The organism is Variovorax sp. GW821-FHT09B05 (genome assembly GCF_059418265.1).
The window spans coordinates 496,886-517,511 of sequence record NZ_JBWKPN010000004.1; the positions used below are offsets into that span (position 1 = coordinate 496,886).

Consider the following 20,626-nt stretch of genomic DNA (forward strand, 5'->3'; position numbering starts at 1 on the left):
TGTCCCTTTTTCGGCGCTCGTTCGACAAGTCAGAAAGCAACACCTTTTCACCGACTTGCCGACCGGACCCGCCATGCCTTCCTCCTTCGCTTCGCGCCATCGCTTCACCGCCATCGCCTTCGCCGCGGCGCTCGCCGCCGCGCTGCCGCCCGCCATCGCCCAGGCCGCCGACGCGCCCGCCAGCCAGGCGATCGCGCCCGGGCCATTGAGCCAGGCGCTCTACGGCTTCGCGAGCGCGAACGGCATCACGCTGTCCTTCGATCCCGCGCTGACCGAGGGCCTGCGTTCGCCAGGCCTCGAAGGCGGCCAGGGCATCGAGCAGGGCCTGCGGCGCCTGCTGGCCGGCAGCGGCCTCGAGGCGGTGCCGGTCGCGCCCGGCAACTACCGCCTGCGCAAGGCGGCCGCCGATGGCGCCGCGGCATCGGGCGATGGCGGCCTGGCCCCCGTGGTGGTGACCGCGCGCGGCGAGCGCAGCGCGCTCACCGAAGGCAGCGGCTCCTACGCCGCCCGCGCCGTGACCGTGGCCGGCAAGACACCCACGCCGTGGAAGGACGTGCCGAACTCGGTCTCGGTCATCACGCGCCAGCAGATGGACGACCAGAACATGACCACGGTCGAGGACGCGCTGCGCCAGACCGTCGGCGTCACGGCCATTCCCTACGGCGATGGCACGGCCTATTTCCAGTCGCGCGGCTATGCCTCCGAGGTGCAGTACGACGGCCTGCCGTTCAACAACGGCATCCAGTACCTGCGCCAGTTCGACCTCTCGATGTACGACCGGGTCGAGGTGTTCCGCGGTCCCGCCGGCGTGCTGCAGGGATCGGGCACGCCGGCCGGCACCGTGAACCTGGTGCGCAAGCGGCCGCTGGCCGAGCCCGCGATCTCGGGCCTGCTGTCGGCCGGCTCGTGGAACCAGCACCGCGGCGAGATCGACATCAGCCGCCCGCTCAACGAGGCCGGCACGGTGCGTGGCCGCGCGCTGCTGTCCTCCGAGGGCGGCGACAGCTTCCGCACCCAGGGCACGAGCCGCCACACGCTGGGCTACGCGATCGTCGAGGCCGACCTCGGCCCGCGCTCGACGCTGAGCCTGTCGGGCAGCGTGCAGCCCCAGCATGACCGCGGTGTCGACTACGGCCCGGGCACCTACACCAACGGCAGCTTCCTCAACGCGCCGCGCAAGACCTTCTTCGGCACCGACTGGAGCGGCAGCTCGGGCACCGCCAAGGAGGTCTATGCCGAGTTCGTGCACCGCTTCGACGACGACTGGGTCGCGAAGGCCGCCTACATCCGGCGCAGCATCGACGGCGACTCGCGCTACGGCTACATCAACGGCCTGGTGCGCCTCGACAACCGCGCGGCCTACACGTTGCAGGCGCAGAGCGGCGAGACCACCTGGCAGGGGCTGGACCTGAACCTCGCGGGCAGCTTCAGGCTGTGGGGCCGCAAGCATGACCTGCTGATCGGCGCCAACCATTCGAAGCGCGACGAAACCTCGCTCTCGGGCTCGGTCGGCATCCCGCAGGTCGACATCTACAACCTCTACGTTCCCGACCGCCCGATCCCGTTGCGCTTCGGCAGCAACACGCGCAGCGAGCAGAGCGGCCTCTACGGCCAGACGCGGCTGCGGCTCGCCGACCCGCTCACGCTGGTGCTCGGCGGCCGCGTGAGCCATTACCGCAGCGAGAGCCAGACGCTGCTGCCCACGCCCGGCGCATGGAAGAGCGATGCCGGCGGCGTGAATCACAAGTTTTCGCCCTATGGCGGCCTGGTCTACGAGCTGCGGCCCGACATCTCGCTCTACGGCAGCTACAGCGACATCTTCATTCCGCAGACCCAGCTCGCGGTCGGCAACGCCGCCTTGCTGCCGCGCGTGGGCCGGCAGTTCGAGATCGGCACCAAGGGCAGCTTCATGGACGGCCGGCTCAACGCCTCGCTGGCCGCCTTCCGCATCGAGGACCGCAACCGCGCCGTCACCGACCCCGACAACCCCGGCTTCTTCGTCGCGGAGGGCAAGGTCCGCAGCAAGGGATGGGAGGCCGAGGTCTCGGGCAGCCTCGCGCGCGGCTGGGACCTCTACGCGGGCTACACCCGGCTCGACACGCGCTACGCCGACGACCCGAGCAATGCCGGCAAGCCCTTCTCGAGCGAGGAGCCCAGGCACACCGTCAAGCTCTGGACGCGCTACGAGTTCCAGCAGCCTTCGGTCGCGGGCCTGCATGTGGGCCTGGGCGTGCGCGCCGTCAGCAAGACCGACCGCGGCGCGGCCGTGCAGGGCGGCTATGCGGTGGCCGATGCGCAGGTCGGCTACCGCTTCAACAGGAACCTGTCGCTGACGCTCGACGTGCACAACCTGTTCGATCGCGTCTACTACGCGCGGCTGCCTTCGCGCTTCTACAGCGTGTATGGCGATCCGCGCAATGTGCGGCTGACCTTGCGCGCGAGCTATTGAGATCGCGCGTGGATCCGGGGCGCGGGGACGGCGCAGAATGCCGGGCTTCCGATCGCAGCCGATTCCCCGTTTCCATGCACGACCGCTTCCTCGACGACATCCGCCGCAACCCGAACAACCGCGCCATCCTCGAGCGCTGGGATGCGCTGGCCTTGCCCGACGGCTGGCTGGTCGCGGGTTGCCTGTTCCAGACCGTCTGGAACCTGCGCTCGGGCGACGCACCGGCGTCGCGGATCAAGGACTACGACCTGTTCTACTTCGACGCCGAGGACCTGAGCCAGGCCGGCGAGGCGCGCGTGCAGGCGCGTGCCGATGCGCTGCTCGGCGACCTCGGCATCGAAGTCGAGGTGGCGAACCAGGCGCGCGTGCATCTCTGGTACGAGTCGCACTTCGGCGAGCGCTACGACGCACTGCACAGCGCGCGCGACGGCATCGACCGCTTCCTCGTGCCCGCCACCTGCGTCGGCGTGCGGCCCGGCGAGCTCTATGCGCCGAACGGGCTGGCACTGCTGTACGAGGGCGTGCTCACGATGAATCCGCTGGTGCCGCACCGCGAACTGTTCGAGCGCAAGGCGGCCTCGTACCGCGCGCGCTGGCCGTGGTTGCGCATCGAAGCCTGAGCGATGCGCTAACATCCGGCCCGCGGTTGCAAGCCGCGCCCGGGCCCGCGGGAAGGGTTGAACCCACTTGCCTTCGCACGCTGAGCAACCAGCAGTCCTTTGTGCAGCCGAATTTGCGGGTCTTCGGCGTCGATGCACGGAGGTTCCTGTGAAGCGCATCCCCCCTCGGCCCGACCTGGGCCATCTCAAGAAGCAAGCCAAGACGCTGCTGTCGTCCTACCGCCAGGGCGACGCGGCGGCCATCGCGCAGTTTCGCGCGCACCTGCCGGCAGCGGCCGCAAGGAGCGACGCGGCCATCGCCGCGATGGACTTGCGATTGCACGACGCGCAGTCGTGCATCGCGCGCGAATACGGCTTCGTCTCCTGGCCCGACCTGCAGGGCTTCGTGCTCGCGCGCCAGGCGGCCGTGGCCGATCCCGCGAAGGCACTGCGGCATTGGCTCGTCCTGGTCTATGCGGGCGACGTGGCCGGCGGCACCCACCGCGTGCGGCCCGCGGTGGCCGAGCGGCTGCTCGCCGAAACGCCGCAGCTGCTGGGCGACGATCCCTGGCTGGCCTGCGCCATTGGCGACGAGGCCGCGCTGCGCGCCGCGATCGCGCGCGATCCCTCGTGGGTGCATCGCGCGGGCGGGCCGCTGAAGCTGCCGCCGCTGGTGGCCGTCACGCACTCGGCCTTCCTGCAATTGCCGGCCCACCGCGAACGCATGCGCGCCTGCGTGCGCCTGCTGCTCGCGGCCGGTGCGCAGGCCGACCAGTCCATCGGCAACCGCTGGCCGCCCGCATCGCTGGCCACGCCCAACGAAGACGAGCGGCTGAGCGCGCTGTACGGCGCGGCCGGCCAGCAGCGCGATCCCGAGACCACGCGGCTGCTGCTCGATGCCGGCGCCGATCCCAATGACAACGAGTCGCTCTACCACTCGCTCGAGAACCGCGCCTGCACCGCGCTGCTGCTCGCGGCGGGTGCGCGCGTGACCGGCACCAACGCGCTCTATCGCGTGCTCGACCTCGATGATGTCGAGGCGCTGAAGCTGCTGCTCGCCCATGGCGGCGATGCCAACGAGGGCGCCGGCAGCGCGCCGACCCACGAATGGGGCACGCCGCTGCTGTGGGCGATCCGCCGCCGCCGTTCGCCGGCCCACATCGAAGCCCTGCTGGCCGCGGGGGCCGATGCGTCGGTGCGCACGCGCGAGGGCATCGATGCGCGCACGCTGGCGCTGCGCTTCGGGCTGGTCGAGGTCGCGCGCCTGCTGGCAGGCATCGGCGGCGACGCGCAAGGCTCGCCGCAGGAGGCCTTCATCGCGGCCTGCGCGCGCGCCGACGAGCCGGCGGCCCGCGCGCTGCAGGCCGCGAACCCCGGCCTCGTCGACACGCTGTCCGCGTCGCAGCTTCGCCTGCTGTCCGAACTCGCGGCGCAGGAAGGCTGCGGCGACGCGGTGCGCACCATGGTGCGCTGCGGCTGGCCGATCGCCGCGCGCGGCGGCGACTGGGATGCCTCGGCCCTCAACCAGGCCGTGTTCCGCGGGGACGCCGCGCTCGCGCGCTTCCTGCTCGAACACGGCGCGAGCTGGACCGAGAAGCACGGCTATGGCGACAACGCCATCGGCTCGCTGTCATGGGCCTCGTACAACGAGCCCGTCGAAGACGGCGACTGGCTCGGCTGCGCCGAGGCGCTGGTCGCGCACGGCATGCCGACCGCGCTGCCCGATCCGGCGAGTGCCGATACGGTGCTGATCGATGGGCGGCCCGGGGTGTTCTCGGAGGAGGTGGCGGAGTTCCTGTTGGCTGCGTCGGCCCCCGAAACGCCGCCCGGCGGCTGAGCCGCACGCGCGGCCTTCGGCGCCGCGCCCCGCGTTGCCGGGCGGAGACAGCGATCCCCCGCGGAAGACCTTCGTGGCTACGATCGCTGTCGAAGACCAACAAGAGGGGGACGCCATGCATGGAGGACGAGGAACGGCACCGCGGCTGGCCGCGCTGCTGCTGATCGCCGGGGCGGCCTGGGGCTTGTCGCCCCTGGCCGTCGCCCAACCGGCCAGCGAGGCGCTGATCGCCGCGTCGCGCAGTGCCGTCGAGGTGATCGCGGGCACTTCGATCTTCGAAGGCGTGGCCGTTGCCGCTGGCGAGGTCGCGACCCCCTGTCATCGGCTCGGCGGCACCGCGCCTCCCTATGCGGTGCGCCAGGGCGCAGCGCGTCTTCCGGCCGAACTGGTCGCCGCCGACGAGGACCGCGACGTCTGCCTGCTGCGGGTGCCGGGCCTGGGCGCGGCGCCGGCGCGCATGGGCCGCACGCGCGACAGCGGCACGCTCTTCGGGCTGCATGGCATCTCCCTGCTCGACGGCCTCGTGCGCACCGGCCGGCTCGATATCGTCTACATGGGCCGGGTCACCGAAGGCCTCTACCTGGGCCTGGTGCCGTCCGTGACCAGCCCGGCGTTTCCGTGGCGCGACGGCATGGGCGTTCACGACAGCCAGGGCCTGCTGCTGGGGCTGGTCGTGATGGAGGCCGGCAGCGACAACCCGCGCGGCATGTCGCTGCCCGTCGAATGGATCGCGCAGGTGCAGGAGCGCAGGCCGCGGCCGCCGGCCGAACTCGGCACCGTGCCCTGGATGAACCAGGCGCGCCTGCTCGATGCCAAGGGCGATGCCGCGGGCCTGCTGCAGAACAATCTGCGCTGGACCGAGGCGCGGCCCCTGAGCGCCTGGGCCTGGAACAACCTGGGCAACGCCTACATGCTCGGCGGCACCGGCCCCGAACGGGGCCGGAACGGCGAAGCCGCCTACCAGAAGGCGGTGGAGCTCGACCCGCGACTGGCCCAGGCCTGGAACAACCTGGGCAACGTCTACGCGCAGACCCGCCGCTCCCCGCTCGCGATCGAGGCCTATCGCACGGCAACGCGCGCCGATCCGAGCTACAGCGTCGCCTGGCGCAACCTCGGCGAGCTGCTGCGCAAGAACGGTCAACGCGAACAGGCGATCGAGGCCCTGCAGCTCGCGGCAAGGTCGGGCACCGGCGGCGATCGCGCGCTCGCGCTCAACGGCCTGGCCTTCATCTACGGCGAGGGGCCGCAGGCCATCCAGGCCCTGCAGGAGGCCGTGAATGCCGATCCCCTCTTCGTGCTGGCCTGGAAGAACCTGGGCGCCGCGCTCGAGAAGGCCGGTGACCGGCCGCGCGCGATCACGGCCTACGAAATCGCGCTGCGCATCGACCCGCGCGACGCCGGCACCTGGACGCGGCTCGGCGATGCCTACACCTGGGCCGGCAAATCCGATGCCGCGCTGCAGGCCTACCGTGCCGCCACCGGCCTCGATCCCGGCAACGGCACGGCCTGGAAATGGCAGGGCATGCAGTACTTCAAGCGCGGCGACTTCAAGCAGGCGGCCAGCGCCTTCGACGAGGCGCTGCGCCATGGCGAATCCAATGCCCAGGTCTACGAGCTGCTCGGCGAGGCCCAGCAGAAGGACGGGCAGAACGACAAGGCCGAGGCCAGCTACCTGAAGGCGATCGAGCTCGCACCGCTGAAGGCCACGCCCAGCGCGCGGCTCGCCGACCTGTACCGCCAGCTCGGGCGGCCCGACGAGGGCCTGCGGCTGGCCGAGCGCGCGGTGCAGATCGATCCGAAGGATGCGGTGGCCTGGGACGTGCTCGGCACCAGCCGCGTCGGCAAGGGCCAGGTGCCCCAGAGCGTCGAGGCCTACCAGCGCGCGGTGGCGCTCGATCCGCAGATGGCCACCGGCTGGATCAATCTCGGCATCCAGCTCAACGAGCTGCGGCGGCTGCCGGAGGCGAAGGACGCACTCGAGCGCGCGCTGCGCATCGCGCCGGACAACCGCGCGGCGCTCACCAACCTCGGCGTGACGCACATCCGCGCGCGCGATTTCGATGCCGCCATCGGCGTGTTCGAACGCCTCGACGACGTGAAGCCGCCCGATCCGCTGGTGCTGGCGAACCTCTGCAGCGTCTACAGGCGCGCCGGCCGCGCGCAGGACGCGCTGCGCACCTACGACCGCCTCAAGGCGGTGGACACCGCCTGGGCGGCGCGGGTGTACGAGACGGAGCTCAAGGGCCTGCCCGGCGCGGCCGCGCCGGGCACGGCGGCGCGCTGAACGCCGCCCGTCGTCTCGACTCAACTCTCCAACACCTCCCTCACCTTCACCGCCAACGCCTCCAGCGTGAACGGCTTCCCGATCAGCTCCACCCCCGCGTCGAGCACCCCGTTGTGCACCACCGCGTTGCGCGTGTAGCCGGTGGTGAACAGGATCTTCACCGCGGGCCAGCGGCGGCGCACTTCCTCGGCGAGCTTGGCGCCGTTGACCTCGGGCATGACGACGTCGGTGAACAGCAGCGCGATCTCGGGATGGGCCTCGAGCTGGCGCAGGGCGGCGGCGGCGCCGTCGGCCTCGAGCACGCGGTAGCCGAGCTCGGTCAGCGCGTCGACGCTGAACTGGCGCACGGCCGGCTCGTCCTCCACCACCAGCACCACCTCCTGCATCTCGCCGAGCGGCACCTCGTCGGCGCGCTCGGCGTCGGGGCCGTCCTCGCCGGCGCCGGCAAAGCGCGGCAGGTAGACCTTGACGGTGGTGCCGTGGCCGACCTCCGAATAGATCTTTACGTGGCCGCCGGTCTGCTTGACGAAGCCGTAGACCTGGCTCAGGCCGAGGCCGGTGCCCTTGCCGACGCCCTTGGTGGTGAAGAAGGGATCGAAGGCCTTGGCGATGACCTCCTCGCTCATGCCCATGCCGGTGTCGGTCACGGCGATCATCACGTACTGCCCCGAGGGCACGCCCAGGTGGGTGCTCGCGTAGTGGCCGTCGAGGTGGGCGTTCTGGGTCTCGATGGTGAGGCGGCCGCCCTCGGGCATGGCGTCGCGCGCATTCACCGCGAGGTTGAGGATGACGTTCTCGAGCTGGTTCGGGTCGGCGTGCGCGCGCCACAGGCCGCCGGCCAGCACGGTCTCGAGCTGCACCTCGGCACCGAGCGCGCGGCGCAACAGGTCGGACATGCCGGCCACCAGCTTGTTGGCGTCGATGGCCTCGGGCCGCAGCGGCTGCTGGCGCGAGAAGGCGAGCAGCCGCTGGGTCAGCACGGCGGCGCGGCGCGCGCCGTCCATGGCCGATTCGGTGTAGCGCTGGGCGCGCGGATCGCTGTCGCCCATGCGGCGCTTGAGCAGTTCGAGCGAGCCCATGACCACGGCCAGCATGTTGTTGAAGTCGTGCGCGATGCCGCCGGTGAGCTGGCCCACGGCCTCCATCTTCTGCGACTGGTGCAACCGCTCGTGCGCGAGCTCGAGCTCGGCGGTGCGCGCCTTCACGCGCTCCTCGAGCTGGGTGTTGGCATGCTGCACGGCATCGAACAGCCGCGCGTTGTCGATCGCGATCGCGGCCTGCGCGGCCAGACCGACCATCACGCGCTCCGAGCGCTCGCTGAACATGCCGGTGCGCACATGGCCGAAGAACAGGCCGCCGATGACCTCGCCCGAGCGCGAGACCACGGGCACGGCGAGGTAGCTGCGCACGGGCAGGTGGCCGCGGGGCATGCCCTTGTGCGGCGGGTTCTGCGCGTAGCGCGGATCCGCGAGGATGTCGTCCGAGCGGATCACGCCCTCGCCACGGAAGGTGGGCGCGAAGACCGCGGTGGCGCGCGGCATGCCGAAGTTCTCGAAGGCGGCGCGGTCGGCGCCCGAGAGCGAATAGAGCATGTAGCGCTCGCCGGCATCGTCGAGCACGTTGTAGAAGAAGGCGCCGAAGCTCGCGCCCGTGAGTTCCACGCCGGCATCGACCACGTGCTGCACCAGCTTCTGCAGATCGAGCTCGGCGGCGATCTGCGCGCCGGTGCCGTTGATGATCTCCAGCGTCTGCGTCTCCATCGCGAGCCGGTCGCGGCTGTCGCGCAGCCGCGCCTCGATGCGCGCGCGCTCGGCCGCGTCCCAGGTGCGCTCGGCGGTCAGCTCGGCCAGCTCGATCTCGTGCGGTGTCCACGTCCTGGGCGCGGCCTGGTGCAGGTAGAAGACGGCCCGCAGCGCACCCGCGCGCAGCAGCGGCACCACGACCAGCGCGCGCGTGCCGATGCTCTCCCAGGTGTCGGCATACGCGCCGCCCGCGCGCGCATCGGCGCGGAAGTCCGCGATGACCAGCGTGCGGCCGGCCTTGAGCTCGGCCACCACCTCGGGGCCGAAGCCGTCGAGCACGCGCGATTCGCCCGCGAGGCTGGGCATGGCGCCGGCGCTCCAGTCGCGCGCCACGGTCACGTGCTTTTGCGTGGCATCGACCACGCCATAACCGGCGCGCCCCACCGCGAGATGGCGGCCCAGCAGTTCGGCGGCGGCGCGGGTCACGGCCACCGGGTCGGCGAGGTCGCGCACCGTGTCGCTGAGCTTGAGCAGGAAGCGCTCGCGCTCCTCCACCGATTTGCGCTCCGAGATGTCGCGGTAGAAGATCGCGAGCCCGTCGCCCGAGGGATAGGCGCGCATCTCGATCCAGGCGCTGCGGCCGCTGGGCCAGGTGTAGAAGTGCTCGATCTCGACGCGCCGGCGCTCGCTCATCGCCTGGCGGTAGAGCCGGCCGAAGGCGCTGTCGAGCGTGCCCGGCCAGGCGTCCCACAGGGTGCGGCCGAGGATCTCCTCGCGCGAGCGCGTCTCCAGCCGCATGCCCTCGGCGTTGATGGCCAGCACGCGGTACTCGGCATCGACCAGCACGAAGCCCTCGGCCATGCCCTCGAGCACGCCGCTGGCGCGCGCCTCGCTCTCGCGCAGCGCGGCCTCGGCATGCACGCGCTCGGTGGTCTCGATGACGATCGCCAGCACGCCGGCGGGGCGGCCGCTCTCGTCGAGCACCGGGGAGTAGTCGAGGTTCATCCACACCGGCTCGGGTTTGCCGTGGCGGTGCAGCACCAGCTCCTGGTCCTTGAAGGCCAGGGTGCCGCCGGCCAGGCCGACCTTCATCACGTGGTCGTTGAAGTCCGCCACCTCGGGCCAGCCCTGGCGCACCTCGGAGCCCAGCAGCTGCGGATGACGGCCGCCCGCGAACACCGAGTAGGCGTCGTTGTAGATCATGAAGCCGGGCTCGCCCCACAGCATCACGATCGGCACCGGCGAGCGCAGCAGCAGGCTGGTCGCGGTCCGCAGGCTCTGCGGCCAGGCGGCGATCGGCCCGAGCGAGGTGCGCTCCCAGGGGAAGTCGCGCACCAGGCGGCCCAGTTCGCCGCCGCCCTCGAGGAAGGCCAGGTGCGTGCGTTCTCCTTCGTCGTCCGTTCGCTGCGTGTTGCCGGAACCGTCCATCATTGCCTGTGCCTTTCGTGGGCGAGCCGCCGCCTCGCCGGGCGGAAATGCCGGCAAATATAGAGGGGCGCGGTGCCGGCGGGAAGTCAGCGGGTTTCAACCCCGGCCGAGGGCGGGCGCTGACAGCGCGGGAGGCTGCCCCGCCGGTGTGCCGTTCAGCGCTGCGACTTGCGCAATCGGTGGATCAGGAACGCCTCGAGCAGCTCGGCCGCCTTGCGCCCCGGCAGCGGCGCCGTGGCCAGCCAGGCCTCGGACTCGGGCAGCGCGGGCAGGCCTTCCTTGGCGCCGAGGATGCGCAGCCGCTTGGAGATCGTGGCCTCGCGGAACACGCCCACCGCGATGCCCGCGCGCACCGCCGCTTCGAGGCCGGTGACGGTGGTGCTGGTGTAGGCGATGCGCCAGGGGATGCCGGCGCGGTCGAGCGCGTGGGTGGCCCAGTCGCGCAGCATCGCGCCCTCGGGATTGAGCGCCAGCGGCAGCGGCCGTTGCAGGTGCGTCGACGAGCCCGGCGCGGCGGCCCAGACGATGCGCGACTTCGACAGCGGCAGTCCCTCGCCCGAGCCGACCGGGCCGATGCCGATGACCATGTCGTAGCGTGCGCCCAGCTCGGCATGCATCAGCGACGACACGCCATGCTGCAGTTCGACATGGATGCGCGGATGCAGCCGGCAGAACTCGGCGATGAGAGCCGGCAGCACGCGCGTGGCGTAGTGCTCGATCGAGCCCAGGCGCACGCTGCCCGAGACCTCCTGCGCATCGACGTCGCGAAACAGCTGGTCGTTGAGCCGCAGCATCTGGCGCGCCAGCGGCAGCAGCTGCAGGCCCTCGGCGGTGGGCACCAGCTTGCGGCTGCCGCGCTCCACCAGCTGCACGCCGAGCTGCTCCTCGAGCCGGCGCATCTGCATGCTGACCGCCGACTGCGTGCGCGACAGCGCCTTGGCCGCGGTGGTGAAGCTGCCGATGCGCACCAGCGTGTCGAACACGCGCAGCAGGTCGATGTCGGCCGTGTGGCTGCGCGGGGCGGGGGTGTTCGGGGTGGGCATGGGGCCTCGATTCAATCACGGAACGTGATGGAAGCGATCATTAAACATCACGTTTCGAGCTGGATCGCGGATCAAGAATGAAGGCTCACGGGACCCCATGAGCCCGAACAGGAGACCGCATCCATGCCTCACCCCCCGTCTTTCTCGCCGCCGCGCCGGCGCCTGCTGCAGGGCGCGCTCGCGGCCTCGGTCGTGCCCGCCTGGGCGCGGCCGGCGCGGGCCGCGGCGCCCTGGCCGCAGAAGCCCGTGCGGCTGGTCGTCGGCTTTCCGCCGGGTTCCTCGCCCGACGCCCTGGCGCGCACCGTCGCCGATCCGCTGGCGCAGGCGCTGGGCCAGGCGGTGATCGTCGAGAACAAGGTCGGCGCCGCCGGCACCATCGGCGTGACCGCGGTGGCCCGGGCCACCGATGGCCACACCATCGGCCTGACCGGCAACGGCCCGCTGACCACCGCGAAGCTGCTCAATCCCGCCGTGCCCTACGACGTGGCGCGCGACCTGCGGCCGATCTCGCTGGTGGGCAGCAGCCCCTTCGTGCTGGCCGGCAGCACCGACATGCCCGCCACCGACCTGCGCGGGCTGCTGGCCCATGCCAGGTCGCGCGGCGACCGGCTCAGCTACGGCTCGGTCGGGCCTGGCTCGGGCTCGCACCTGGCGATGGAGCTGCTCAAGACGCTGAGCGGCATCCAGGCGGTGCACGTGCCGTTTCCGGGCTTTCCGCAGGTGGCGACCGCGCTGATGGGCCAGCAGATCGACCTGTCGTTCATGATCCCGTCGATCGCCGTGCCGCAGGCGCGCAACGGGCGGCTGCGGCTCTACGGCGTCAGCACCGCGACGCCGTTCCCGGCCTTCGCGGACCTGCCGCCGCTGCAGTCGGCGCTGGCGGCCGGCCAGTCCTTCGACGTGGCTTCGTGGAACGCGATCTTCGGTCCCGCGAGCCTGCCGGCGCCGGTGGCGCAGCGGCTGTCGGAGGAGATCGCGCGCATCCTGAAGGCGCCCGAGGTGCGGCAGCGGCTGTTCGACCAGGGCTGGCAGGCGCTGGGCACCGCGCCCGAGGCGCTCACGCGCACTATCGTCCAGGACACGGCGATGTGGGGCGGCGTGATCCAGCGCACCGGCGTGCGCGGCGAATGAGGGGCCGCGCATGAAACGCCGACACCTCCTTTCGGGCGCGGCCGGCATCGCCGGTGCCAGCCTTGCGTCTGCTGGTCTCGCGCAGCCGGCGCGCATTGCACAGCCTTCGACCTTCGTGCTCGTGCACGGCGCCTGGCATGGCGGCTGGTGCTGGTCGCGCGTGGCGGTGCGGCTGCGCGAACGCGGCCACGCGGTGTACACGCCCACGCTCACCGGCCTCGGCGAGCGCCGCCACCTGATCTCGCCGCAGATCAATCTCGACACGCATGTGGAAGACGTCGTCAACCTGCTGCAGTTCGAGGAGCTCGAGCGCGTGGTGCTGGTGGGCCACAGCTATGCGGGCATCGTGATCTCGGGCGTGGCCGACCGCGTGCCGCAGCGGCTGCGCCAGCTCGTCTACCTCGATGCCTTGCTGCTCGAGTCCGGCAAGAGCCTGTTCTCGGACTTCCCGCCGGCAGTTGTCGAGCAGCGCTTGAAGGCCATCCGCGAGACGGGCGGCGGCGTGGGCGCCGCCGCCGCGCTGCCGCCCGCGGCCTTCGGCGTGAAGGACCCGGCCGACGCGGCCTGGGTCGCGCGCCACCTCACGCCGCAGCCCGTGGGCACCTACCTGCAGCCGCTGCTGCTGAAGGCGCCGCTGGGCAACGGCCTGCCCAAGACCTACGTCGAGTGCACGGGCGACCCGATCGCCACGCTCGAACCCACCAAGGCACGCGTGCGCGCCGATGCCGGCTGGCAACTGCGCACGCTGTCCACCGGGCACGACGCCATGGTCACCGCGCCCGCGGCGCTGAGCGAACTGCTGACCGATCTCGCGGCCCCGGCCGCTTCTTCCTCCTGATTGACCTGAATGAAAGCCTCGCGATGGGAACCCTGACCCCCCGAAGAACGCCATTTTTTCCGCTCCGACGTGCATGCACGCCAGGGCGAGCGCCGCACGCGCCAGCCGCACGGCCACATCACCGAACCGGCGCGCCAGGTCCCGGTGCACGAGCGTTGCGACGTGCTGGTGCTCGGCGGCGGCCCGTCGGGCGTGGCGGCCGCCGTGGCCGCGGCGCGCAGCGGTGCGCGCACCGTGCTGCTCGAGCGCTACAACCACCTGGGCGGCCTGTCGACCGGCGGCCTCGTGATCTGGATCGACCGCATGAGCGACTGGTCGGGCCGGCACGTGATCCAGGGCCTGGCGGCCGAGTTCATGGACCGCCTGGGCCGCGAGGCCGTCGCGGGCCCGCCGCGCGAGGACTGGGGTTCGCGCGACGCCGCCAAGGCCGAGCACTGGTCGTTGCGCACCGCGGCCTTCCATGGCGTGGTGACCCATTCGCCGACCATCGACCCCGAGATGCTCAAGGGCGTGTATCACCAGATGGTGCGCGAGGCCGGCGTCGACCTGATCCTGCATGGCTGGATGGTCGCGCCGATCGCCGAGGCCGGGCGCGTGACCGGCGCCGTGTTCGAGAGCAAGCAGGGCCGGCGCGCCATCCTCGCGCGCGTGGTGGTCGACACCACGGGCGAGGGCGACCTCTACGCCGCCGCGGGCGCGGCCTTCTCGTCCGACATCGACGCGCACGACATCCACCACTGCATCAACACCTCGTGGCTGTTCGCGGGCGTCGACATGCGGCGCTGGCTCGACTTCCGCGCGCACCAGCCGCAGGCCTACTCGGCGCTGCTGGCTCGGGGGCGAGAGTCGCTGGGCAGCTTCGAGAAGCCCATCGTCTCCTGGCGCGACGACGTCGCCACCTTCCTCGGTCCGCGCAAGTCGGGCTTCAGCGCGCTCGACGTCGACGAGATGACGCAGGTCGAATGGGAGTCGCGCCGCAGCATGGCCGAGCACCTGGCCTTCTACCGCGCGCATGCGCCGGGCTTCGAGCAGGCCTGGCCGATGCTGATGGCGCCGCAGATCGGCACCCGGCATGGCCGGCGCCTCGCGGGCGTCAAGAGCGTGCGGCGCGCGGACTGGGACGCGGGCGCGGTCGAGGCCGACGAGATCGGCATCAGCCCCAGTCCCTCGCCGAAGTTCCCGAACATCTCGGTCCCCTATGGCGCGCTGGTGCCCGAGCGGCTCGACGGCGTGCTCGCCGCGGGCAAGCACATCTCGTGCGACACCAACTCGCACGGCTTCATGCGCGAGATCCCGCAATGCTGGCTCACGGGCCAGGCGGCCGGCACCGCGGCCGCGCTGGCGGCCGATGCGGGCGTGCTGCCGCGCGAGGTCGACGTGGGCCGGCTGCAGGCGCTGCTGATCGCGCAGGGCGTGCCGCTGCGGCAGACCGCGCCGGTGGCAACGGAAGCGCAGGCGACCGCATGAGCTTCCGGCTCGCACTGGCCCATCTCGGCATGCTCGATGCGGCGCCGCCGCGGCTGGTCGAGGCCGCGCATGCGGCGGGCTTCGCGGGTGTCGGCATCCGCTTGCTGCCAGCGCGACTCGGCGAGGCACCGTTTCCGATGGCCGTGGGCGGTGCGATGCTGCGCGAAACGCTGGCGCGGCTGGGCGACCTGGGCATGGCGGTGCACGACATCGAGATCGCGCGCATCAAGCCGGACTTCGATGCCGCGGCCCTGGCCGGCGTGCTCGAATCGGCGCAGGCGCTGGGCGCGCGCTGCCTCATGGTCAATGTCGACGATGCCGACCTCGCGCGCGCCGCCGACGGCATCGCCGCGCTGGCCGAACGGGCGCGGCCGCATGGGCTGTCGCTCGGCGTCGAGTTCATGGTCTACACCGCCGCGCGCAGCCTGGCCGATGCGCAGCGGCTGGTGGCCGCGGTGCCGGCGTCCGATGCACGCATCGTGGTCGACGCCTTGCACTTCTGCCGTGCCGGCTGCCAGCTGTCGGACCTGCATGCAGAGCGCATCGACCACGCCTTCATGCAGATCAACGATGCGCCCGCGCAGCGCCACCCGGGTCTCTCGCCCGCCGAGGAGGGCCGGGCCCACCGGCTGTTTCCGGGCGAAGGCGCGCTGCCGCTGGCCGCGCTGCTCGCCTCCCTGGCCGGCGACGCGCTGCTGTCGGTCGAGGCACCCAGCGCCATCCGCATGGCCACCATGGATCCACAGGCGCGCGCCGCGGCCGCCTATCGCGCGACCACCTCCTTCCTGCAACGAAACGGCTTCGCCCATGCCTGACAACACCCTCGACTGGAACGGCCTCAAGCTCGACGGCAGCACCGCCGTGCTCGGCATCATCGGCGACCCGATCGCGCAGGTGAAGGCGCCGCTGCCGCTGACACAGCGCCTTCAGCGGCGCGGCCTCAACGCCGTGCTGGTGCCGCTGCATGTGCACGCCGACGACGTGGCGCCGCTGCTGCAGAGCCTGCATGCGGTGCGCAACCTCGCGGGCATCGTCGTCACCGTGCCGCACAAGCAGCAGGTGGCGGCACTGCCGATCGAACTGATGAGTGCGGCGCGCGAAGCGCGCGCCGTGAACGTGCTGCGCCGCCATGGCCAGGCCTGGCAGGGCGAGCTGCTCGATGGCGCCGGTTTTCTCGCGGGCCTGGTGCGCAACGGCTTCGAGGTGCGGGGCCGCAGCGTCGGTCTCGCGGGCGCCGGTGGCGCGGGCAATGCGATCGCCTTCGCGCTCGCCGCCGCGGGTGCCGCCTCCATCGACATCCGCGATGCCGACGACGCGAAGCGCGTCGATCTCGTCGCGCGACTGCGCGCGCTCGGCTGCAACGCCGGCGCATGGGATGGCGAGAGCCCGCGCGACCTGCTCGTCAACGCCACGCCCGCCGGCATGCGCGCGGACGATCCGCTGCCGATCGCGCCCTCGGCGATCCGCGCGGGCCAGACGGTGGCCGACGTGATCATGGAGCCGCCCACCACCGCGCTGCTCGCGCTCGCCGAATCCATGGGCGCGCGCATCGTGCACGGCCGCCACATGATGGACGAGCAGCTCGAGGCCATGGCCGATTTCTTCGCCGAGGTGCTGCGATGAGCGCGCCTTTCTTCCCCGGCTTCACGGCGCGCAACATCGAACTCGGCGATGCGCGGATCCACGTCGAAGTCGGCGGCAGCGGACCACCGCTGCTGCTCTTGCATGGCTACCCGCAGACGCATGTGGCCTGGCACCGCGTCGCGCCCGTGCTCGCACGGCATTTCACCGTGGTCGCGCCCGACCTGCGCGGCTATGGCGACAGCACCGGGCCCGCCGGCGATCCGCTGCATCTGAACCACTGCAAGCGCACGCTGGCCGCCGACCAGCTCGCGCTGATGCGCGCGCTGGGCTTCGAGCGCTTCGCCGTCATGGCCCACGACCGCGGCGCGCGCGTGGGCTACCGGCTCGCGCTCGACACGCCCGAGGCCGTGCGCTGCCTCGTCTCGCTCACCGTGATTCCCACCGAGGAGATGTGGAAGCGCGCCGGCATGGCCTTCGGGCTCAAGGCCTTCCACTGGTACCTGTTCGCGCAGCCCTTCGACCTGCCCGAGCGCATGCTGCGCGCCGACCCCGCCTACTACCTCGACTGGACCCTGCGCAACATGGTGCAGAAGGTCGACGCCGTCACGCCCGAGGCGCTGGCCGAGTACCACCGCGCCTTCGCGAAGGAATCGGTGCGCCACGCGATGCTCGAGGACTACCGCGCCGCCGCCTCGATCGACCTGCAGCACGACCGCGAGGACCTCGCGGCCGGCCGTCGCCTGGCCTGCCCGGTGCAGGTGCTGTGGAGCGCGTCGAACACCGCGCGGCCCGACCCGGCCGAAGTCTGGAAGACCTGGGCTGACACCGTGGAGGGCGGCACCGTCGACTGCGGCCACCTGATGGCCGAGGAGGCGCCCGAGGAGGTGTTGGCACACGTGCTGCCGTTCCTGCGGCGCCACGCCTGAATGGCCGCACCCGCATTCACGAAGGAGAAGAAGACCATGAGAGACAGGACGCTCCGCTTGCGCCTGCTGGCGCCGCTGTGCATCGTGATGGCACAGCTGCAGTCCACGTTGACGTACGCGCAACCCCAGCCACCCGTGCGCCTGAGCGGCCTGCAGGACGCTGCGCTCACTCGCCAGCAGGAGTTCTTTCCATCGACCGCGTTCGAGACCGTGCATGCGGGCGGCTGCGGCGTGATGGAGGGCATCGCCACCGCATCGGACGGCAGCGTCTATTTCACCGAGATCACGCGCTCGGTCGGCTGCAGCGATGCCAGGGGCGTGCAGGGCGGCCGCATCTGGGTGATTCCACCGGGCGGCAGGCCGCGCGTGTTCCGCGAGCCCAGCAACATGGCGGCGGGCCTGGCCATCGATGCGCAGGACCGCCTGGTGGCGGCCGAGGGCGCCGACTTCGGCGGTCGCCGCGTGTCGGTCACCGATCTGCGCAGCGGCGACTACCGCGTGGTCGCCTACTTCCACGACAACCGGCAGCTCAATGCGCCCAACGACGTGGCCATCGACCGCGCGGGCCGCATCTATTTCTCCGACCTGCGGCTGTTCGGCCCCGAGACCATCGAGCAGCGCATCCATGCCGTCTACCGGCTCGACCCGCCGGCCGCGGGCAGCGGCGCCAAGGGCCTGTGGCCCATCGCCCGCATCCTCGGCGACAACGCCAAGGTCAACGGCGTCGAGCTCTCGCCCGACGGGCGCACGCTCTACGCGGGCCTGTGCGACCCCGGCACCAACGCGCTCGGCGAGCAGGGCCCGGCCCCGCTCGACCGCACCGGCTCGGGCGGGCTGCTCGCCTATGCACTCGATGCCGCGGGCCAGCCCGGTTCGCCGCGCGTGCTGCTCGACCTCGAGAAGGCCGGCTGCGTCGACGGCATGGCCACCGACACCGAGGGCAACGTCTACCTCGCGCTGCCGTCCTCGCCCGGCGGGCCGGGCCTCTATGTGCTCACGCCCGCGGGGCAGCTCGTGGCGCGGCTCGTGCTGCCGAACCGCGAGAGCCCGGTGAACGTGGGCTTCGGCCGCGGCGCCGAGGCGAACATGCTCTACGTGGCGACCGTGGGCGTGGGCAAGGTGTACCGGTTGCGCGTGGGCAAGAGCGGAGCTGCACCCGCGCCCTGAGGCCGCGAAGCCTTCCTCAGGGCTGCGCCTGGCCGCGCGGCCGCATGCCGGTGGCGCGCTTGAAGGAACGCGAGAGCGCGAGCCCGTTCGAGTAGCCCACCTGCTGCGCCACCTGGTCGAGCGTGAGCCGCTGCTCCTTCAGCAGGCGCGCGGCGATGCGCATGCGCGTGTGGAAGAGGTAGCGCAGCGGCGGCAGGCCGAACTGCTGGCTGAAGCGCGAAGCGAAGGCGCTGCGGCTCAGGTGGCACAGCGCGGCCAGCGCATCGACGGTCCAGTTGCGCGCCGGATGCTCGTGCATCGCGAGCACGGCCGTCGAGAGCTGGCGATCGCGGCGTCCGGGCGCGGCCTCCAGTCCCACCGCATGGGCCGGGTCGGCGAAGTGGCGCGACAGCAGCATGCGCAGGATGCCGTTGATCGAAGGCCCCATCGCCATCGCATTGCCGGCGTCGAGGTCGGAGATCCAGCGCACCCAGTCGACCACGCGCGCATCCCCGGCGCCTTCGCCGGCCTTGCAGTGCACCACCTCGGGCAACAGCGCCATCAGCGGGTGTTCCATCAGGGCGCTGGTCTCGAAGAAGCTGCCCGCGACGAGCGCGTCGTGCTCGGAGCCCACCGCATAGACACCGTGACGGTTGCGAAAGCCCGCGCGCACCAGGTCCTCGATGCCGCGCGGCACGACCTGTTCGTCGCGAAAGACCAGGTGCACGCCGCCACGCGGCAGGAACAGGATGTCGCCCCTGTTCGCGAGATGAACCCCGTCGGCCATCCGCACGCGCCAGCCGTCGTCGCAGAACACGTACAGCGGCGCATGCGAGCGGCTGCGGACCTCGACCGCGTCGTTCGCCGCGCAGCGGTACTGGAAGCTCAGCACCGGCTCGAACCAGAGGCGTGCGATGAGCCGTTCGGTGTCGGGTGCGGTCTCGTGCGGGGCTGCGTGGTGGCGCCCGCGCTTGAAGGTCTTCGACATGCGAGGAAGAAATCGGAAAACAGCGGATGCTAGTGATCGCACGCCTGCTTGACACTCCGCCGGAGGTCCTAGGGCGCCCCTTGCCGCGTTGGCCATTGGCGATAGGCCTTAGGGTGCGAGGATCAGCACCAGCGTCTGGCTCGGCGCGATGCGCGCGCCCATGGCGTTGGTGCTGTTCTGCATGGTGGTGCTGGTGAGGCGGGTGGCGGGCATGCCGTGGTAGAGAACGGTGGTGGACCCGGTCGTATGGCGGCTCGGCCCCATCACCGTGCCCGAGGCCACGCCGAGCAGCACGCCCGCGTTGTCGCCGTTGGTCATGGGGATGGTGGTGGCCATGTTGTGGACCGGGCCGCCCATGATCAGCACGGTCGGGCAGTTCGGTATGGCCATCGGGCCCATCGCGATGTTGGGGTAGGGCACCGGGATCGGCGACGGCGCGGCCGGCGTCATGCAGACGTCGGGAAAGGCCATGTCGGTGCCCATGAGCTGGCAGTTCGAGAACATCGCGGCCTCAACCGAAGTGGATCTGGCCGCCGCGCGCCTTGACCAGCTTCTCGCCGTCGATCAGCGTGTGTTCCGAGCTGATGCGCAACAGCGTGTCGGCCTCCTGCTCGAGGTGTTCCGCATGGACGCGGTCCAGCCCCTCGGTGCGCCGCAGGTAGCTGCGGCTGAAATGGCTGACCCGGTCGAACACGCTGTGGAGCATGTCGCCGACGAATCGCACCTGGCGGCTCATGAGGCTCATGCGCTCGCCGACGAACAGCGTCTCGTCGGCCGTGAACTCGACGCTGCGCGAGCGGACCGCGAAGCGCGGGCTGTCGATGCGCACGTCCGCGCCCGCGATCGCGAGTCCGCCGCCGACTTCGAGCCGTGCCGGCCCGTCGCAATGCCAGGTCTGCGGCGTGCCCTCCGCGCGGTCGAGCACCGCGGTGATCCACCATTCGCCGATCGCCACGCGCATGCAGGCGACGCTGTCGCCGACCTCGGGCCGCAGCAGGCAGCTGGCGGCGCGTCGCGCCCGATGGCTCGCACCGGCATCGGCCACGGTCCAGCCGTCGGGCAGCACGGCGGTGACGATCGCCACGAAGGCCTCGGCGCGGGTGGAAGGGGCGAGGCGCTCGAGCGCCGGGAGGTTCGACATGGTGTCCGTGCTTTCGTCTTCTT

Annotated in this window: 16 protein-coding genes; 11 read left to right on the forward strand and 5 right to left on the reverse strand. The window is 71.6% G+C overall.

What is annotated here, in order from left to right; all coding sequences use genetic code 11:
• Nucleotides 1-73: 73 nt before the first annotated feature.
• From AC07RM_RS14045 to AC07RM_RS14060, 4 genes are all read left to right on the forward strand, one after another.
• A complete protein-coding gene (locus AC07RM_RS14045) occupies nucleotides 74-2,449 on the forward strand; it encodes a TonB-dependent siderophore receptor (protein ID WP_495334921.1) in 2,376 nt (791 codons plus the stop codon).
• Nucleotides 2,450-2,523: 74 nt separating this feature from the next.
• On the forward strand, nucleotides 2,524-3,069 hold the full coding sequence (locus AC07RM_RS14050; RefSeq protein WP_495334922.1) for a nucleotidyltransferase family protein: 546 nt from the start codon (nucleotides 2,524-2,526) through the stop codon (nucleotides 3,067-3,069).
• Nucleotides 3,070-3,217: 148 nt separating this feature from the next.
• Nucleotides 3,218-4,885, forward strand: coding sequence for an ankyrin repeat domain-containing protein (locus AC07RM_RS14055; protein ID WP_495334923.1), 1,668 nt, complete (start codon nucleotides 3,218-3,220; stop codon nucleotides 4,883-4,885).
• A gap of 115 nt (nucleotides 4,886-5,000) precedes the next feature.
• Nucleotides 5,001-7,169, forward strand: coding sequence for a tetratricopeptide repeat protein (locus AC07RM_RS14060; RefSeq protein ID WP_495334924.1), 2,169 nt, complete (start codon nucleotides 5,001-5,003; stop codon nucleotides 7,167-7,169).
• 20 nt (nucleotides 7,170-7,189) lie between these two features.
• Here AC07RM_RS14060 and AC07RM_RS14065 read toward each other — a convergent pair whose 3' ends face one another.
• Together AC07RM_RS14065 and AC07RM_RS14070 are read right to left on the reverse strand one after the other, a co-directional pair.
• Nucleotides 7,190-10,342 carry a PAS domain-containing protein gene (locus AC07RM_RS14065; protein WP_495334925.1) on the reverse strand — a complete coding sequence of 1,051 codons (3,153 nt, stop codon included), beginning with the start codon at nucleotides 10,340-10,342 and terminating at the stop codon, nucleotides 7,190-7,192.
• Between the two features lie 152 nt (nucleotides 10,343-10,494).
• Nucleotides 10,495-11,382 (reverse strand): LysR substrate-binding domain-containing protein, encoded by an 888-nt coding sequence (locus AC07RM_RS14070; RefSeq protein WP_057589983.1) that lies wholly within the window; start codon nucleotides 11,380-11,382, stop codon nucleotides 10,495-10,497.
• 123 nt (nucleotides 11,383-11,505) lie between these two features.
• On the opposite strand from AC07RM_RS14070, the gene AC07RM_RS14075 reads away from it, so the two are divergent.
• The 7 genes from AC07RM_RS14075 to AC07RM_RS14105 all read left to right on the forward strand — a co-directional run bounded on the left by AC07RM_RS14075 (nucleotide 11,506) and on the right by AC07RM_RS14105 (nucleotide 18,495).
• Nucleotides 11,506-12,513: a Bug family tripartite tricarboxylate transporter substrate binding protein gene (locus tag AC07RM_RS14075; protein WP_495334926.1), complete on the forward strand. Its 1,008-nt coding sequence runs from the start codon at nucleotides 11,506-11,508 to the stop codon at nucleotides 12,511-12,513.
• A 10-nt stretch (nucleotides 12,514-12,523) separates the two neighbouring features.
• Nucleotides 12,524-13,351, forward strand: a complete 828-nt coding sequence (locus AC07RM_RS14080) for an alpha/beta fold hydrolase (RefSeq protein ID WP_495334927.1) — start codon at nucleotides 12,524-12,526, stop codon at nucleotides 13,349-13,351.
• Between the two features lie 69 nt (nucleotides 13,352-13,420).
• Complete coding sequence (locus AC07RM_RS14085) at nucleotides 13,421-14,818, forward strand: FAD-dependent oxidoreductase (RefSeq protein WP_495334928.1); 1,398 nt, start codon at nucleotides 13,421-13,423, stop codon at nucleotides 14,816-14,818.
• Nucleotides 14,815-15,633 carry a sugar phosphate isomerase/epimerase family protein gene (locus tag AC07RM_RS14090; RefSeq protein WP_495334929.1) on the forward strand — a complete coding sequence of 273 codons (819 nt, stop codon included), beginning with the start codon at nucleotides 14,815-14,817 and terminating at the stop codon, nucleotides 15,631-15,633. The genes AC07RM_RS14085 and AC07RM_RS14090 overlap by 4 nt, the downstream gene beginning before the upstream one ends.
• Complete coding sequence (locus AC07RM_RS14095; RefSeq protein WP_495334930.1) at nucleotides 15,626-16,441, forward strand: shikimate dehydrogenase family protein; 816 nt, start codon at nucleotides 15,626-15,628, stop codon at nucleotides 16,439-16,441. Before AC07RM_RS14090 ends, AC07RM_RS14095 begins: the two co-directional genes overlap by 8 nt.
• Entirely contained in the window at nucleotides 16,438-17,328 is an 891-nt protein-coding gene (locus AC07RM_RS14100; RefSeq protein ID WP_495334931.1) for an alpha/beta fold hydrolase, read from the forward strand. The genes AC07RM_RS14095 and AC07RM_RS14100 overlap by 4 nt, the downstream gene beginning before the upstream one ends.
• A 36-nt stretch (nucleotides 17,329-17,364) precedes the next feature.
• Complete coding sequence (locus tag AC07RM_RS14105) at nucleotides 17,365-18,495, forward strand: SMP-30/gluconolactonase/LRE family protein (RefSeq protein ID WP_495334932.1); 1,131 nt, start codon at nucleotides 17,365-17,367, stop codon at nucleotides 18,493-18,495.
• 16 nt (nucleotides 18,496-18,511) lie between these two features.
• On the opposite strand, the gene AC07RM_RS14110 is transcribed toward AC07RM_RS14105, so the two are convergent.
• The 3 genes from AC07RM_RS14110 to AC07RM_RS14120 form a co-directional block, all read right to left on the reverse strand.
• Nucleotides 18,512-19,462, reverse strand: a complete 951-nt coding sequence (locus AC07RM_RS14110; RefSeq protein ID WP_431514620.1) for a helix-turn-helix transcriptional regulator — start codon at nucleotides 19,460-19,462, stop codon at nucleotides 18,512-18,514.
• A gap of 108 nt (nucleotides 19,463-19,570) precedes the next feature.
• Nucleotides 19,571-19,966: a DUF4150 domain-containing protein gene (locus AC07RM_RS14115; RefSeq protein ID WP_093346393.1), complete on the reverse strand. Its 396-nt coding sequence runs from the start codon at nucleotides 19,964-19,966 to the stop codon at nucleotides 19,571-19,573.
• A gap of 7 nt (nucleotides 19,967-19,973) precedes the next feature.
• Nucleotides 19,974-20,603, reverse strand: coding sequence for a DUF3540 domain-containing protein (locus tag AC07RM_RS14120; protein ID WP_495334933.1), 630 nt, complete (start codon nucleotides 20,601-20,603; stop codon nucleotides 19,974-19,976).
• Nucleotides 20,604-20,626 lie beyond the last annotated feature (23 nt).

Excerpts from the sequence above, each read along its gene's own strand:
- AC07RM_RS14050 (WP_495334922.1), top strand. The coding sequence starts at position 2,524 with ATGCACGACCGCTTCCTCGACGACATCCGCCGCAACCCGAACAACCGC.
- AC07RM_RS14105 (WP_495334932.1), top strand. The coding sequence starts at position 17,365 with ATGAGAGACAGGACGCTCCGCTTGCGCCTGCTGGCGCCGCTGTGCATC.
- AC07RM_RS14100 (WP_495334931.1), top strand. The coding sequence starts at position 16,438 with ATGAGCGCGCCTTTCTTCCCCGGCTTCACGGCGCGCAACATCGAACTC.
- AC07RM_RS14060 (WP_495334924.1), top strand. The coding sequence starts at position 5,001 with ATGCATGGAGGACGAGGAACGGCACCGCGGCTGGCCGCGCTGCTGCTG.
- AC07RM_RS14045 (WP_495334921.1), top strand. The coding sequence starts at position 74 with ATGCCTTCCTCCTTCGCTTCGCGCCATCGCTTCACCGCCATCGCCTTC.
- AC07RM_RS14110 (WP_431514620.1), bottom strand. The coding sequence starts at position 19,462 with ATGTCGAAGACCTTCAAGCGCGGGCGCCACCACGCAGCCCCGCACGAG.
- AC07RM_RS14075 (WP_495334926.1), top strand. The coding sequence starts at position 11,506 with ATGCCTCACCCCCCGTCTTTCTCGCCGCCGCGCCGGCGCCTGCTGCAG.
- AC07RM_RS14065 (WP_495334925.1), bottom strand. The coding sequence starts at position 10,342 with ATGATGGACGGTTCCGGCAACACGCAGCGAACGGACGACGAAGGAGAA.
- AC07RM_RS14095 (WP_495334930.1), top strand. The coding sequence starts at position 15,626 with ATGCCTGACAACACCCTCGACTGGAACGGCCTCAAGCTCGACGGCAGC.
- AC07RM_RS14070 (WP_057589983.1), bottom strand. The coding sequence starts at position 11,382 with ATGCCCACCCCGAACACCCCCGCCCCGCGCAGCCACACGGCCGACATC.
- AC07RM_RS14090 (WP_495334929.1), top strand. The coding sequence starts at position 14,815 with ATGAGCTTCCGGCTCGCACTGGCCCATCTCGGCATGCTCGATGCGGCG.
- AC07RM_RS14115 (WP_093346393.1), bottom strand. The coding sequence starts at position 19,966 with ATGTTCTCGAACTGCCAGCTCATGGGCACCGACATGGCCTTTCCCGAC.
- AC07RM_RS14080 (WP_495334927.1), top strand. The coding sequence starts at position 12,524 with ATGAAACGCCGACACCTCCTTTCGGGCGCGGCCGGCATCGCCGGTGCC.
- AC07RM_RS14120 (WP_495334933.1), bottom strand. The coding sequence starts at position 20,603 with ATGTCGAACCTCCCGGCGCTCGAGCGCCTCGCCCCTTCCACCCGCGCC.